Annotated in this window: 14 protein-coding genes; 9 read left to right on the top strand and 5 right to left on the bottom strand. The window is 51.4% G+C overall.

Going from position 1 to position 14,955, the window contains the following annotated elements:
- Positions 1-149 precede the first annotated feature (149 nt).
- From mutS to IBX50_RS10695, 8 genes are all read left to right on the top strand, one after another.
- Positions 150-2,759 (top strand): DNA mismatch repair protein MutS, encoded by a 2,610-nt coding sequence (gene mutS / locus IBX50_RS10660; protein ID WP_292255732.1) that lies wholly within the window; start codon positions 150-152, stop codon positions 2,757-2,759.
- 79 nt (positions 2,760-2,838) lie between these two features.
- Positions 2,839-3,162, top strand: coding sequence for a ferredoxin FdxA (gene fdxA, locus IBX50_RS10665; protein WP_292255733.1), 324 nt, complete (start codon positions 2,839-2,841; stop codon positions 3,160-3,162).
- A 37-nt stretch (positions 3,163-3,199) separates the two neighbouring features.
- A complete protein-coding gene (locus IBX50_RS10670) occupies positions 3,200-3,544 on the top strand; it encodes a histidine triad nucleotide-binding protein (RefSeq protein WP_292255735.1) in 345 nt (114 codons plus the stop codon).
- 114 nt (positions 3,545-3,658) lie between these two features.
- The gene (locus IBX50_RS10675; RefSeq protein WP_292255736.1) at positions 3,659-4,633 is read left to right on the top strand and encodes a bifunctional enoyl-CoA hydratase/phosphate acetyltransferase; all 975 of its coding nucleotides are present in this window, start codon (positions 3,659-3,661) and stop codon (positions 4,631-4,633) included.
- 3 nt (positions 4,634-4,636) lie between these two features.
- Positions 4,637-5,860 carry an acetate/propionate family kinase gene (locus IBX50_RS10680; protein WP_292255737.1) on the top strand — a complete coding sequence of 408 codons (1,224 nt, stop codon included), beginning with the start codon at positions 4,637-4,639 and terminating at the stop codon, positions 5,858-5,860.
- 26 nt (positions 5,861-5,886) lie between these two features.
- Positions 5,887-6,534, top strand: coding sequence for a 2-polyprenyl-3-methyl-6-methoxy-1,4-benzoquinone monooxygenase (gene coq7, locus IBX50_RS10685; protein WP_366930710.1), 648 nt, complete (start codon positions 5,887-5,889; stop codon positions 6,532-6,534).
- 66 nt (positions 6,535-6,600) lie between these two features.
- Positions 6,601-7,698: a carboxynorspermidine decarboxylase gene (locus IBX50_RS10690; protein ID WP_292255739.1), complete on the top strand. Its 1,098-nt coding sequence runs from the start codon at positions 6,601-6,603 to the stop codon at positions 7,696-7,698.
- A gap of 42 nt (positions 7,699-7,740) precedes the next feature.
- Positions 7,741-8,982: a saccharopine dehydrogenase family protein gene (locus IBX50_RS10695; protein ID WP_292255740.1), complete on the top strand. Its 1,242-nt coding sequence runs from the start codon at positions 7,741-7,743 to the stop codon at positions 8,980-8,982.
- A gap of 70 nt (positions 8,983-9,052) precedes the next feature.
- Here IBX50_RS10695 and IBX50_RS10700 read toward each other — a convergent pair whose 3' ends face one another.
- Positions 9,053-9,472 carry an OsmC family protein gene (locus IBX50_RS10700; RefSeq protein WP_292255742.1) on the bottom strand — a complete coding sequence of 140 codons (420 nt, stop codon included), beginning with the start codon at positions 9,470-9,472 and terminating at the stop codon, positions 9,053-9,055.
- Positions 9,473-9,563: 91 nt separating this feature from the next.
- Between IBX50_RS10700 and crp the strand changes: the two genes are divergently transcribed.
- Positions 9,564-10,226 carry a cAMP-activated global transcriptional regulator CRP gene (crp, locus tag IBX50_RS10705; RefSeq protein WP_292255744.1) on the top strand — a complete coding sequence of 221 codons (663 nt, stop codon included), beginning with the start codon at positions 9,564-9,566 and terminating at the stop codon, positions 10,224-10,226.
- Between the two features lie 6 nt (positions 10,227-10,232).
- On the opposite strand, the gene trpC is transcribed toward crp, so the two are convergent.
- The 4 genes from trpC to IBX50_RS10725 are packed head-to-tail and all read right to left on the bottom strand — an operon-like array spanning position 10,233 to position 14,587.
- Positions 10,233-11,036 carry an indole-3-glycerol phosphate synthase TrpC gene (gene trpC / locus IBX50_RS10710; RefSeq protein ID WP_292255746.1) on the bottom strand — a complete coding sequence of 268 codons (804 nt, stop codon included), beginning with the start codon at positions 11,034-11,036 and terminating at the stop codon, positions 10,233-10,235.
- Positions 11,037-11,066: 30 nt separating this feature from the next.
- Complete coding sequence (gene trpD / locus IBX50_RS10715; RefSeq protein ID WP_292255748.1) at positions 11,067-12,104, bottom strand: anthranilate phosphoribosyltransferase; 1,038 nt, start codon at positions 12,102-12,104, stop codon at positions 11,067-11,069.
- 1 nt (position 12,105) lies between these two features.
- Positions 12,106-12,684 carry an aminodeoxychorismate/anthranilate synthase component II gene (locus IBX50_RS10720; protein WP_292255750.1) on the bottom strand — a complete coding sequence of 193 codons (579 nt, stop codon included), beginning with the start codon at positions 12,682-12,684 and terminating at the stop codon, positions 12,106-12,108.
- A gap of 52 nt (positions 12,685-12,736) precedes the next feature.
- Complete coding sequence (locus IBX50_RS10725) at positions 12,737-14,587, bottom strand: ABC transporter ATP-binding protein (RefSeq protein WP_292255752.1); 1,851 nt, start codon at positions 14,585-14,587, stop codon at positions 12,737-12,739.
- Positions 14,588-14,955: the final 368 nt, after the last annotated feature.

A 14,955-nucleotide genomic window follows, 5' to 3' on the forward strand; every position in this document is an offset into this window, starting at 1 on the left:
CCACAAGATGCCGTTAGGCATCTGCTCTGTTAGACTCCCTTCCATAAAGTTTTTTACCCGATGTGCCGGTTAGTGCCGTCGGCTGGTTGTTGTTGGGCTGGCTTAGGTAATCCCTTGAAAAATTTAACTTTTAGCTTGGTAAGTGATTAATGGTCGCGGAAGATTTTTCCAGTCATACCCCGATGATGCAGCAGTTTTTGAAGATCAAGCGGGAATATCCCGATTCATTGCTGTTTTATCGCATGGGTGATTTTTACGAGCTGTTTTTTGATGATGCCCGTGAGGCGTCGCGGCTGCTGGATATCACACTGACCCAGCGAGGCAGTTCCGGTGGTGAGCCGATTCCGATGGCAGGTATTCCTTATCATGCTGCGGAGGGGTATCTGGCAAAACTGGTGCGTGCCGGTTTGTCGGTGGCTATTTGTGAGCAAGTTGGTGATCCAGCGACCAGTAAAGGGCCAGTGGAGCGCCAAGTAGTGCGGGTAGTCACGCCCGGCACATTAACTGATGAGGCCTTGCTGGATGAACGCCGCGATAATCTGCTGGTGGCTGTGGGTCGTCAGGATGCAACCTGGGGTCTTGCCAGTCTGGATCTGGCCAGTGGTCGTTTTGTGGTGTCGGAGGTGCAGGGTGTAGAGCAGTTGGAATCCGCTCTGGCACGTCTGGCGCCTTCCGAGTTGCTGGTGGATGAACTCCTGAGTTTGCCGGGTGAGTGGGGGCAAGTACGGGGCTTGCGGCGTTTGCCGCCTTGGCAGTTTGATCGTGAAACTGCGGTACGTAAACTCTGCCAGCAGTTTGCCGTGCAAGATTTACGCGGCTTTGGTTGTGATCAGCTAAACCCCGCACTGGCTGCTGCTGGTGCACTGTTGCAGTATGCCCAGGACACACAAAAATCCAGCCTGCCACATTTGCGTTCATTGTTGCTGGAAGAAGAAGACGAAGCCCTGCTGCTGGATGCTGCCAGTCGCCGTAATTTAGAGCTGGATACCAACCTGTCTGGTGGTCAGACTTACACCCTGATGTCGGTGCTGGATGAAACCGCTACACCCATGGGTTCTCGCCTATTGCGTCGCTGGTTGCATCGTCCGCTGCGTCATCGGGGAGTGTTGTTGCAAAGGCAGCAGGCCATCCATGAGTTGCAACAGCAGCTGTTTGAGCTGGAGTTACAGCCGGTGCTTAAATCCATCGGGGATCTGGAGCGGATACTGGCACGGGTGGCGTTGCGTTCTGCTCGCCCCAGAGATTTATCACGTCTAAAGGATGCACTGCTGTGTCTGCCGCAGTTGCAAACCAGCCTGCAAAACCTGGAAGCCCCTTTGTTGCAGGCATTAAATCAACGGATTGAGCCACTGCCAGAACTGGCAGAGCAGTTGCGTTGTGCCTTGATTGAAAATCCGCCGGTTATTATCCGTGATGGTGGGGTGATTGCCACCGCTTATGATGCCGAGCTGGATGAGCTGCGTGCCTTGCGCGAAAACGCCGGTGGTTTTCTGTTAAAGCTGGAAGAGCAGGAAAAAGCACGTACTGGCCTTTCTACCCTCAAGGTGGGTTATAACCGTGTGCATGGTTATTACATCGAGATCAGCCGTGCCCAGTCGGATCAGGCTCCGGTGGAATACCAGCGGCGTCAGACCTTAAAAAATGCCGAGCGTTTTATCACCCCTGAGTTAAAAATCTTTGAAGACAAAGCCCTCTCCAGTCAGAGTCGTGCGCTGGCGCGTGAGAAGTTGTTGTATGAAGGTCTGCTGGATCTGCTGAACGAACACCTTGTCAGCCTGCAACAGACTTCCGCTGCACTGGCGGAGCTGGATGTGCTGCAGAACCTGGCAGAACGCGCCCAGACCCTGAACTGGTGTTTACCACAGCTGACAGAAGAGCAGGGCATCCGTATTGTGGAAGGCCGCCATCCGGTGGTGGAGCAGGTGGTGACTGATCCTTTTGTTGCCAATGATCTGAGTTTTGATCCAGCCACCCGAATGCTGATTATCACTGGCCCCAATATGGGTGGTAAGTCCACTTTTATGCGGCAGGTGGCCTTGATCACCTTGCTGGCCCATCTGGGTTCAGCGGTTCCCGCCAGTGAGGCACAGATCGGTCCAGTGGATCGTATTTTCACTCGTATTGGTGCTTCTGATGATCTGGCATCGGGGCGCTCCACTTTTATGGTGGAGATGACCGAAACCGCCAATATCCTGCATAACGCCACAGCCCAAAGTCTGGTGCTAATGGATGAGGTTGGGCGAGGCACCAGTACCTTTGACGGCCTATCGCTGGCCTGTGCCTGTGCGGAAGAACTGGCACAACTGGGTGCCTGGACTTTGTTTGCCACCCACTATTTTGAACTGACCACCCTGGCTGATGAACTACCCGGCGTAGCCAATGTCCACTTATCTGCCAGTGAATATGGCGACCAGCTGATTTTTATGCACAAGGTGGAGCCAGGCCCTGCCAGCCAGAGTTACGGTTTGCAGGTGGCACGCTTGGCTGGGGTGCCAGGGGCGGTGATTGATCGAGCCAGAGAAAGGCTGAGAGCACTGGAGCAGCAAGAAGTGTTGCAGCGCCAGACCAGTGCAGCTCAGGTACAGGAACCAGCGGCGGTGATGAAGTCAGCAGCTGGAACCCAGCCCTTGCAAGCTGATTTGTTTGCCCTGCAACCTCACCCGCTGGTGGAAGAAATTAAAAAATTGGCACCGGATGATCTGACCCCAAAACAGGCGTTGGAGCTGTTGTATCGCCTTAAAAAGCAGGCCGAAGCCTGAAAAGCTGAAAAATCCTGCCAGGGTGATTAGAATGGTCATCAACCTGCTGAATAATTTTTCATGAATCAAGGAGCCTCTGGTGACCTTTGTTGTTACTGATAACTGTATTCGCTGCAAATATACCGACTGTGTGGAAGTCTGCCCTGTGGATTGTTTTTATGAGGGTCCTAACTTTCTGGTGATTCACCCGGATGAGTGTATCGACTGTGCTCTGTGTGAACCTGAATGTCCTGCCGGTGCCATTTTTTCTGAAGATGAAGTGCCGTCAGGCATGGAAGACTATATCCAGCTCAATGCAGAGCTGGCAGAGGTCTGGCATAATCTTGCTGAGAAAAAAGATCCTTTGCCGGATGCTGCTGAATGGGATGGCAAAACAGATAAGCTGCAATTCCTTGAAAAATAACCCCTTGACATAAAAGCCAAGAATAAAAGGTGATCTGATGGACGATTGTATTTTTTGCAAACTGGTCAAGCGTGAGATACCGGCAAAAATTGCTTATGAAGATGATCAGGTGATTGCGTTTCATGACATAGATCCCAAAGCACCGATTCATCTGCTGGTGATCCCCAAACGCCACATCACCACCTTGAATGATCTGGAAGAAGGTGATGCTGCGTTGGTAGGCCGCTTGCAGGTTACCGCGGCAAAACTGGCTAAAGAATTGGGCTTTGCTGAAGCGGGTTACCGTGTGGTGATGAACTGTAATGAAGATGCTGGTCAGACGGTATGGCATATTCACATGCATCTACTGGCCGGTCGCAGCCTGACCTGGCCGCCGGGTTGAGTTAATGCACTGAAACAGGACTGACAAAACTCTGTCAGATTAAAGTCGCAGACCCATGTCAGGCTGGTTGCTGCAATCAACGGAATTTTCAATATTAAGAGGAACACTGGAATCATGAATGACGCAATCAAGAAAGTGCTGGCTCCCCATGCTCTAGAAGTAAAGGATGTAAAACATTTTCAGCTGGAAAGTATTCTGCAGCAGGCCAAGGATGCACCACCGGTTCCTACAGCGGTTGTTCATCCAGCCGACATCAATAGTTTACAAGGTGCAATTGAGGCCGCTGAAGCCAATATCATTATCCCTTACCTGGTCGGGCCCGAGAAAAAAATCCGCGCCGTGGCGGAACAGGGTGGGCTGGATCTGCATGATTACGTGATCATTAATACCGAACACAGCCATGAGTCAGCAGAAAGATCAGTACGGATGGCCTTCTGTGGTGAAGTTCATGCGCTGATGAAAGGTTCTCTGGGTACCGCCGAACTGCTGGGAGCTGTGGTGTCCAAAACTGGTGGCCTGCGTACTGAAAGCCGCCTGTCCCACGTCTTTGTTATGGACGTGCCCAGTTACCACAAAACCCTGTTTATTACCGATGCAGCCATCAACATTGCACCAAATCTGATGGATAAGCGCGATATTCTGCAGAACGCCATCGATTGTGCTCATGCGCTGGGTGTAGAGTTGCCGAAGGCTGCCATTCTGTCTGCCGTAGAAAAGGTTAAACCCAATATTCAATCCACATTGGATGCCGCGGCGCTGTGCAAAATGATGGATCGTGGTCAGCTGACCGGTGCCATCGTGGATGGCCCGCTGGCGTTTGATAATGCCATCTCGCTGGAAGCTGCTTTGGATAAAGGTATCAAGTCTCCGGTTCCCGGTGATGTGGATATCCTGATGGCTCCCGATCTTGAGTCCGGCAACATGTTTGCCAAACAGCTGCAGTATCTGGCCAATGCCAAGGCCGCAGGTATTGTGATGGGTGCGCGGGTTCCGATTATTCTCACCAGCCGTGCTGCCAAATCTCTGGAGCGCTTGTCGTCCTGTGCTGTGGCAGTGATGGTGGCACGTAAACTGGGTCGCCTGGAGTAATTCATGACTGCAAAAACCGATATGGTGCTGATTGTTAATGCAGGTTCTTCCAGCCTGAAATGTTCACTGTTTGATGTGCGCGGTGAAGAAGTCACCCAGCATTTTCGTGTCAAGGTAGCCAATCTGGCCGGCCCCGCCCGACTGGAAATCTATGACCACAGCGAAAACCCGGATGGGGTGCCGGTCGATAAGGAAACCCTGAGTGCCGAACAGCTGGATGTGGCGCATCAGCAAGCCCATGCTCACGCATTAAAAGTGGTGCTGGACTGGATTGAGAAAAACACTCCGCATTATCAGGTGGCCTGGGTGGGTCATCGGGTGGTGCATGGCGGTGATCGTTATTCCAGCCCAGTGGTGGTGGATTCATCGGTTCTGGAGTTTCTGGAAACCCTGATCCCGCTGGCACCGCTGCATCAGCCGTATAACCTCAAGCTGATTCACCTGTGTCGTGAGTTTCTGCCGAATTGCCCGCAGGTGGCCTGTTTTGATACAGCTTTCCACAGCAGCATTCCGGTGGTGGCACGCGAGTTTGCCATTCCGCGCAAGTTGACCGAAGAAGGTGTGCGTCGTTATGGTTTTCATGGTCTGTCTTATGAATACATCCATGACAAGCTGATGCGACTGGATCGTGATCTGGCTCAGCAGAAAATGCTGGTGGCACATCTGGGTGCAGGCAGCTCCATGTGTGCCATGGTGCAGGGTAAAAGCCGTGCATCCACCATGGGTTTCACTGCGGTGGAAGGTCTGCCAATGGGCACTCGCTCCGGCCAGCTCGATCCGGGCGTGCTGTTATACCTGATGCAGGAAAAAGGGCTGGATGCCAAGGCGCTGGAAAATTTCTTGTATAAAGAGTGTGGCTGGTACGGTATGTCCGGCGGTATTTCTTCAGAAATGCTGACCCTCAAGCAGTCGGATGATCCCTTAGCAAAAGCAGCGATTGATATGTTTGTCTATCGTATTGCCCGCGAAACTGGCTCACTGGCCGCTGCAATGGGTGGTGTGGATGTGTTTGTATTCACTGGTGGCGTGGGCGAAAATGACGCTGATCTGCGGGCAGCCGTGGTGGAGCAGAATGCTTGGCTGGGCATGAAACTGGATGCACAGCGTAACCAGGCCAATGAATACCTGATCTCTGCTGATGACAGCCGGGTAAAGGTGTTTGCCATCCCCACCAATGAAGAAAAAATGATTGCTCGCCATACCCTGAAACAACTCAGTGTGGCCTGACATCCAGACCGTTTGATGGAGGTGAAATGTCCCTGACAAGACAGGAAAATCTGGCTGATCGTGTGATTGGCCAGTTCGACACCCTGCTGCGGACTCTGGTACCGCAAGCAGCACAACCCTATCGTCCTAATCCGGCGCTGGCGCACGAACAGCCGGATATGGATGAAGCAGAACGGGTTCATGCTGCTGGCTTGATGCGTATCAACCATACCGGCGAAGTCTGTGCTCAGGCGTTGTATCAGGGGCAGGCTTTAACAGCCAAGCTGGCCGAGGTGCGCGAGCAGATGAATCAGGCCGCGCAAGAAGAAATTGACCACCTGGCTTGGTGTGATCAGCGTCTGCAGGAGCTGGACAGTCACACCAGTGTATTAAATCCACTGTTTTACGGTCTGTCCTTTGGGATTGGTGCCGCAGCCGGTCTGGCAGGTGACAAATACAGCCTGGGTTTTGTGGCCGCTACGGAAGATCAGGTGTGTAAACATCTGGAAGAGCACTTCGAAGCCTTGCCACCACAGGATGAACGGTCTCGTGCCATTCTGCGCCAGATGCATGTGGATGAAGCCCATCATGCTGACTGGGCACTGGCTGCCGGTGGGGTCGAATTCCCGACTCCGGTCAAGAAAGTCATGACTCTGGTGTCGAAGGTGATGACCAAGAGCGTTTATCGTATATAATCGCGCGTTTTGTTAACAACCGACCCTGATTCAGCAAGAACTGCTGGATCAGGTAAGAGGCCAGACATGCTCAAAACGCCCTATTACCTGATCGATAAAACACAGCTGCTGAAGAACCTGGAAAAAATTGCCAAGGTTCGTCAGTTGTCTGGAGCCAAGGCGCTACTGGCGCTGAAGTGTTTTGCCACCTGGTCCGTGTTTGATCTGATGCAGGACTACATGGATGGCACCACCTCTTCTTCCCTCTATGAAGTGAAACTCGGGCGCGAAAAATTCGCCGGGGAAACGCATGCCTACAGTGTGGCTTATGCGGATGATGAAATCGAAGAGGTGTTGCAGAATAGCGACAAGGTGATCTTTAACTCGATAGGACAGCTGCAACGTTTTGCTGCTGTTTCAGCAGGTCATGTCCGTGGTTTGCGAGTGAACCCCGGTGTCAGCAGCTCCGAATTTATTCTGGCCGATCCGGCACGTCCGCACAGTCGCTTAGGTGAGCAGGATCCGGCAAAAATTGCCGAGGTGATGGATCAGATCAGCGGTTTTATGTTTCACAATAATTGTGAGAACAGCAATTTTGAACTGTTCGATCAGCTGCTCAGCCGCATCGAAGCGCGTTTTGGTGAGCTGCTGAAGCAGGTTAGTTGGGTGAGTCTGGGTGGTGGCATCCACTTCACCGGAGAAGGTTATCCACTGGAAGCCTTTTGTGCCCGTTTAAAAAGCTTTGCTGAAACCTGGGGGGTACAGGTCTACCTTGAGCCGGGTGAAGCCGCTATCACCAACTCCACCACGCTGGAAGTGACGGTGCTGGACACGCTGTTTAATGGCAAGCATCTGGCGATAGTGGACAGCTCGATTGAAGCCCACATGCTGGATCTGCTGATTTATCGCCAGAATGCCAAATTGTTGCCCAATCAGGGTGAGCATGAGGTGATGGTGTGTGGTAAGTCTTGCCTGGCCGGGGATATTTTTGGTGAGTTCCGTTTTGAACAACCGCTGCAAATTGGTGATCGGCTGTCCTTTCAGGATGCGGCCGGTTACACCATGGTAAAAAAGAACTGGTTTAACGGTGTGAAAATGCCCGCAATTGTTATCAAGCAACTGGATGGTCGTGTGGAGCTCGTGAAGGAGTTTTGCTACGACGACTTTGTGCAGGGGCTCTCCTGAGCCCCTGCTTGAACCGCCTGAAAAGTGGAGTGATGTCTGGAAATGAAAAAAAACGTTCTGATTATTGGTGCCGGAGGTGTCGCGCAGGTTGTTGCTCATAAATGTGCACAGCATAACGATATTCTCGGCAATATTGCGCTTGCCTCAAGAACACTGGAAAAGTGTGAAGCCATCGCCAAAAGCGTAGAGGAAAAAGGCAGTATGAAGGTGGCCGGTCAGATTCGGAGTTACGCTTTGGATGCTCTGGATGTTGAAGCCACTGCCTCCCTGATCAGGGAAACCCAGTCTCAGATCGTCATTAACGTAGGATCAGCCTTCGTTAATATGTCCGTACTCAGTGCCTGCACGGTCACGGGTACGGCCTATCTGGATACCGCTATTCATGAAGATCCTTCCAGGATTTGTGAAACTCCACCCTGGTATGGCAACTATGAATGGAAGCGTCAGCAGGAATGTGAAAACAGCAAAACCACCGCTATTCTGGGTGTAGGTTTTGATCCCGGTGTAGTGAATGCTTTTGCCGCGCTGGCGCAGCAGGACTACTTTGATTCCATTGATTCCATCGACATCATTGATATCAACGCGGGCAGTCACGGACATTATTTTGCCACCAACTTTGATCCGGAAATCAATTTCCGTGAGTTCACCGGTCAAGTCTGGTCCTGGCAGAACCGTGAGTGGACCAGCAACAAGATGTTTGAAGTTAAACGTACGGATATGCTGCCTGTGGTGGGTGAACAGACCAGCTATATGACCGGTCATGATGAAATCCACTCACTGTCAAAAAATCTGGATGTACCCAATATCCGTTTCTGGATGGGTTTTGGTGAGCATTACATCAATGTATTCACCGTACTGAACAGCCTGGGGCTTTTGTCAGAACAACCGATCAAAACAGCCGAAGGTCAGGAAGTGGTGCCGCTCAAGGTTGTGAAGGCCGTTCTGCCAGATCCTTCTTCACTGGCGCCGACCTACACTGGCAAAACCTGCATCGGTAATCTGGTGAAGGGTAAAAAAGACGGTAAGGAACGCGAAGTCTTTATCTACAACGTAGCCGATCATAAAGAAGCCTATGACGAAGTGGGTTCACAGGGTATTTCTTATACCGCTGGTGTACCTGCAGTAGCTGCCGCCATCCTGATTGCTCAGGGTGTCTGGGATGTACAAAAAATGGTCAACGTTGAAGAATTACCACCCTATCCTTTCCTGGATCTGCTGAACCAGATGGGTTTACCCACCTGTATTCGTGATGAGCAGGGTGAGCGTCCACTGACGTTTTCTTGAGTTGTCTAGCAGTTAAAAACAAAAGGCCAGCAATCGCTGGCCTTTTGTCTGGCTGCTGAGAAAAACTCTGTTAAACCTCAATCACTTCATGGCTGTGGGTGATTTCCACACCGGCATTGCCCAGCATGATGGATGCTGAGCAGTATTTTTCTGCCGAAAGTCTTACCGCTCGTTCAACCTGTGCTGCTTTTAGATCCTTGCCTTTGATCAAAAAGTGCAGGTGAATTTTGCTGAATACAGCTGGAATGGCATCCACCCGTTCGGCCTGTACATCGGTAAAACAGTCCACCAGTTCCTGACGCGATTTTTTCAGGATGGTGACCACGTCATAACTGCTGCAGGCACCCAGTCCCATCAGTAATAACTCCATCGGGCGAGGGCCGGTATTACGTCCACCAGAGTCGGGTGGGCCATCAACCACTACAGCATGACCGGTACCTGATTCGGCAACAAACTGTACACCGTCTGTCCACTTGATTTTTGCTTGCATGGTTTAATCTCCGTTGATATACCTTCAATCTTAACATTGATAATGCTTTAATGGGATTTCGTTAGTGTTCTGTTAACAAGGAGTTAAATGCATGAGTTCGCCCTATGCTGATGTCCGGCAGTCTGCTTTACAGGTGTTTCTGGAGCAGGCGCACAAACGTAAATACAGCAAACGGGCGCTGGTGATTCATGCAGGCGAAGATGCTCATTCCATCCACTACATCATTAAAGGCAGTGTGGCGGTGTATATCGAAGATGAGCAAGGGCGGGAAATGATCATCTCCTACCTGAACAAGGGCGATTTTTTTGGTGAGCTGGGGCTGTTTGATGAAATCAGCCGTCGCAGTGCCTGGGTCAGAGCCAAAACGGATTGTGAAGTGGCGGAGATGAGTTACGAGCGTTTTTTATCTCTATGCCGTGAGCAGCAGAGCCTGTGGTTTTTACTGGGTAATCAGTTGGCTGTACGGCTTCGTGCGACTACACAAAAAGTTGGGGATCTGGCTTTTCTGGATGTGACCGGGCGAGTTGCTCGCATTTTGTTGGAACTGGCAAGACAACCGGATGCCATGACCCATCCAGAAGGTATGATGGTGCGTATTACTCGTCAGGAAATCGCCCAATTGGTGGGTTGTTCTCGTGAGATGTCCGGTCGGGTGTTAAAGGATCTGGAAGAAAAAGGCCTGGTTGAAGCCGAAGGTAAAAGCCTGGTCATCCGTGACCCAACCTTGCGTCCTGTTTATCACAAAAAAACTTGATTCTATTTACTCAAAAAACAGACCTTTTAATGCTAGCCCGGGGTCTTCCGCCCGCATAAAAGCTTCACCCACCAGAAACGCGTTTACCTGATGTTGTTGCATGGCACTCACATCATCACGATGAAGAATGCCACTTTCGGTGATGACCAGACGATCTTCGGGGATATGTGGCAACAGATCCCAGGTGTGTTGTAACTTCACTTCAAAACTGTGCAGATCGCGGTTGTTGATGCCAATGATGCGGTTAGGTAGTTTTAATGCGCGATCCAGCTCTGCCTTGTTGTGTACCTCAATCAGTACATCCATACCCAGCTCATGAGCCAGCAGATTCAGTTCACTCATTTTTTCATCATTCAGGCAGGCAGCAATCAACAGAATGCAGTCAGCATTGATGGCACGCGCTTCCATCACCTGATACGCATCAATAATAAAGTCCTTGCGGATGACCGGTAGATGACAAGCCTCACGGGCTTGTTGCAGGTAGTCTTCATGTCCCTGAAAAAAGTCCTTGTCAGTCAAAACGGATAAGCATGCCGCACCGCAGGCTTCATAACGCTGGGCGATTTCGGCAGGAATAAAATCTTCACGCAGTATACCCTTGCTGGGAGAGGCTTTTTTGATCTCGGCAATCACTGCAGGAATACCCTTGGCCGCTTTGTTCAGCAGTGCCTGGGTAAAACCGCGCGGTGTGTCAGCCTGTGCAGCTTTTTTGTGTAGATCGGACAGGGAAACCCGCTGACTACGTTCTGCCACTTCCTGCACTTTACGGGCAACAATGTTTTTTAAAATAGTGGGTGTATCGGTGTGCATTAAGATCAACCTATTTAGTCAGGCAAGGTTTTAGGTATCCAGATTCTGGGTAACAAGACTCTGGGTAAAGTTCACTAGTACCTTGAGTTTTTCGGCAGCCTGACCGGATGCAATGGCATCCTGCGCCAGTGACACCCCTTCAATGATGGAGTCAGCAATATCTGCGGCATAAAGTGCAGCACCGGCATTCAGCAGCACCATATCCAGTGCGGCACCCTGCTGGTTTTTTAATACCTGACGAATCAGCTCCAGTGATTCTGCTGCAGAGTCTACCTTCAGGCTATCCAGTGAGTGGCGTTTAAGGCCAAAGTCTTCCGGGTGGATGGTGTATTCAGTCAGTTGTCCGTCACGGTATTCTGCAACGTGGGTGGCACCAGCAATGGAAATTTCATCCAGCCCGTCTTCACCACAAACCACCAGTGCATGTTGCAGACCTAAATTACCCAGCACTTCTGCTAATGGCTTGACTAGTTCTGGGGTATAAACACCCAGCAACTGATGCTGAGCACCGGCAGGATTGGTCAGCGGGCCAAGGATGTTAAACAATGTGCGTATACCCATTTCTTTACGTGGGGCTACAGCATGTTTCATGGCGCTGTGGTGCTGAGGTGCAAACATAAAACCGACACCAATTTCTTCAACACAACGGGCAACTTGTTCTGGCGTGATGGCCAGATTAACACCGGCTGCTTCCAGTACATCCGCACTGCCGCTGGAGGAAGAAACTGAACGATTGCCGTGTTTGGCAACCTGCCCACCTGCTGCGGCTACAACTAAACTACTGCAAGTGGATACGTTAAACAGATTGGCACCATCACCACCGGTACCGACAATATCCACCAGGTGTTTGGAGTTGATGCTGACGGGTGTAGCCAGTTTGCGCATGACTTCTGCTGCAGCGGTGATTTCTGCCACTGTTTCGCCTTTCATGCGTAAACCTACCAGAAAACCACCCATCTGCGAAGCAGTGGCTTCCCCCGTCATGATGAGCTGCATGACTGCACGCATTTCTTCACGGGTCAGATCCTGACGACGGGTGACGGCATCAATGGCCTGTTTCATATCCATGTTATAACTCCAGGAAGTTTTTCAGAAGTTCGTGACCCTGACGGGACAGGATGGACTCAGGGTGGAACTGCACCCCTTCAATGGGCAGAGTTTTGTGTTTGATGCCCATAATCAGGCCGGGAGTAACATCATCCTGAACCACTCGTGCAGTGACTTCCAGGCAATCCGGCAGGCTGGTTTCATCCACCACCAAAGAGTGGTAACGGATTACTGACAGGGGATTTTCGAGGCCACGGAACACACCACGGTTGGTGTGTTCAACCAGTGAGGCTTTACCATGCATCACCTGCGGAGCGCGTACCACCTGACCACCAAACACCTGACCAATCGCCTGATGACCCAGACACACACCAAGAATGGGAAGTTTTCCAGCAAAGTGGCGGATGGCCTCCATGGAAATCCCCGCTTCATTAGGGGTGCAGGGGCCGGGTGAAATCACCAGGTGGCTGGGATTCATCGCTTCAATCTGCTCCAGGGTCAGGGCATTGTTACGCTCTACCCGTACTTCCGCACCCAGCTCTGCCAGATACTGCACGATGTTGAAGGTAAAACTGTCAAAATTGTCGATCATCAGCAGCATGGTGGGTGTTCCTGAGCTAAAAAATATTCAAAGATTATACAGAGATTGCAGTTCATCGGTAACCGCTGGCCTGCAGGTTAAACAGGTGGGCATAACGGCCATTCAGTGTCATCAGTTGTTCGTGGCTGCCACGCTCAAGAATTTGTCCCTGTTCGATAAAAATAATCTGATCCGCCATACGCACCGTGGAAAAACGGTGAGAAATCAGAATTGCCATCTTGTTGAGGGTGTGCTGACTGAAATATTCAAACATCTGGGCTTCGGCCTCAGCATCCATGGCCGCAGTGGGTTCATCCAGCACTAGAATATCGGCTTTTTCTCGCATAAACGCACGTGACAGGGCAATTTTTTGCCACTGCCCACCGGATAATTCCTGCCCGCCCTTGAACCAGCGCCCTAGCTGGGTTTGATAACCCTGACTCATGCGCTGAATAAAATCATCTGCCATGCCGGCCTCTGCGGCTTTTTTCCAGCGTGGTTCATCACTGAAGGCTTCTACATCACCCATGCCGATGTTTTCACCGACCAGAAACTGGTAACGCACAAAGTCCTGAAAAATCACCCCGATGCGCTGGCGCAGGGTCTGGGGGTGCCATTCCTTCAGGTCGCAGCCATCCAGCAGGATACGACCTTCATCAGGATCATAGAGACGGGTCAATAATTTGATCAAGGTGGTTTTGCCGGAACCGTTTTCACCCACCAGCGCCAGGCTTTCGCCGGGTTTTAAATGCAGGCTGATTTGTTGCAAGGCAGGGTGTTTAGAGCCGGGGTAGGTAAAACTGACCTGCTCAAATCTCAGCCCGTCACCGGGCTGTATCCCTTCGGTGATCTGGCCGGATTCAACCGGCACGGGTTGCTCCAGATATTCATAGAGGTTGGACAGGTAGAGGTTGTCCTCATACATACCACTGACCGAGGTCAGGCTGGCGCTGACGGCATTCTGCCCCTGTTTAAAAACCAGCAGGTACATGGTCATGTCGCCCAGGGTGATTTTGCCCAGCACGGTTTCCAGTACCACCCAGGCATAAGCGGCATAAAAGGTCAGGGTGCCCAGCAGACCCAGAATAAACCCCCAGGTCTCCCGCCGCAGGATGAGTTTGCGGTTCTCCTTAAACAGGGTGTCAAAAATACTTTTGTAACGCCCCAGCAGCAGTGATCCCAGCTGAAAGAGTTTGACCTCCTTGATGCTGTCTTCACGCGCCATAACGGTTTCCAGATACATCTGGGTGCGAGTTTCTGGCGAGCGGCGGCGGAAAATCTGGAAGGCATCACCGGAGAACTTGGCTTCAGCAATAAAAACCGGCAGGGCACCCACAAACAGCAACACCAGCGCCCAAGGCGAAAAATGCACCAGCAGAAAAGCAAAACTGGTCAGTGCAATGGCATTTTGCAGCAGGCTGAAGGTTTTGTTGACCAGCGCCAGCGGGCGTATGGAGGCTTCTCGACGGGCGCGGGTGAGTTTGTCGTAGAATTCAGAATCTTCAAACTGCGCCAGTGAAAGCGTCTGAGCCTTCTCCAGAATCATCACGTTAACCTTCTGACCCAGCAGCGCCCGTAATAGTGCCTGATGGGCAGCGGTGGCGCGTTGTGCTGCACTGATACAGGTCAGCACCAATGCTTCAAGTAGTACATAGTTAAGCAGCGGCTGGTATTCCAACAGCCCGGTATCCTGATGCACCTGCATCGCCAGTAACACCGCATCCACAATCAGCTTGCCGATATATGCCGCAATCGCGGGCAATACACCGGCAACCACAGTCAGCAGCATTAAACCAAAGGTGAGGCGGCGCGAGGTCTGCCAGACCAGCTCAATGGCGCGGCGGGTATAGCGGAAAACGCCCAGAAAGCGTTGTAATTCTGATGTGCCGGAAGGTTTTTTTGTGGATGCCGGAGGAGGTGACACAGATTTTGCCTCGATAAAAGATCAAATCTTACTACAATTTTGCAGGTGAGGTTGTTAGAGTGGGGGCAGTGATTTTTTGACGCCTGAAGGTGCTATGAAGAACATCTTTGTGGGCTGGATGATGGTGCGACTCCATTTGTCGATCATGTTGCGCCAACTCTTCTTCAAGCGCGAGCAGATGCTACAAGTCTGCTAGGGTTTCTACCTGTTCAACGCGATCCACCAGCCCCGAATCTTTAGCCAAAAAATTGCTAGAGGTGATTGCCAGTCTTCTCTATGAGAAGCAACCCATGAAGGCTCGCGCCTTCAACCGCTTATATCCCCGCCCGAATGGGTGAGGGTTTACGCTGTTTTTGCTAATAAAAAAA

The sequence above is a fragment of the Marinospirillum sp. genome (genome assembly GCF_014859565.1).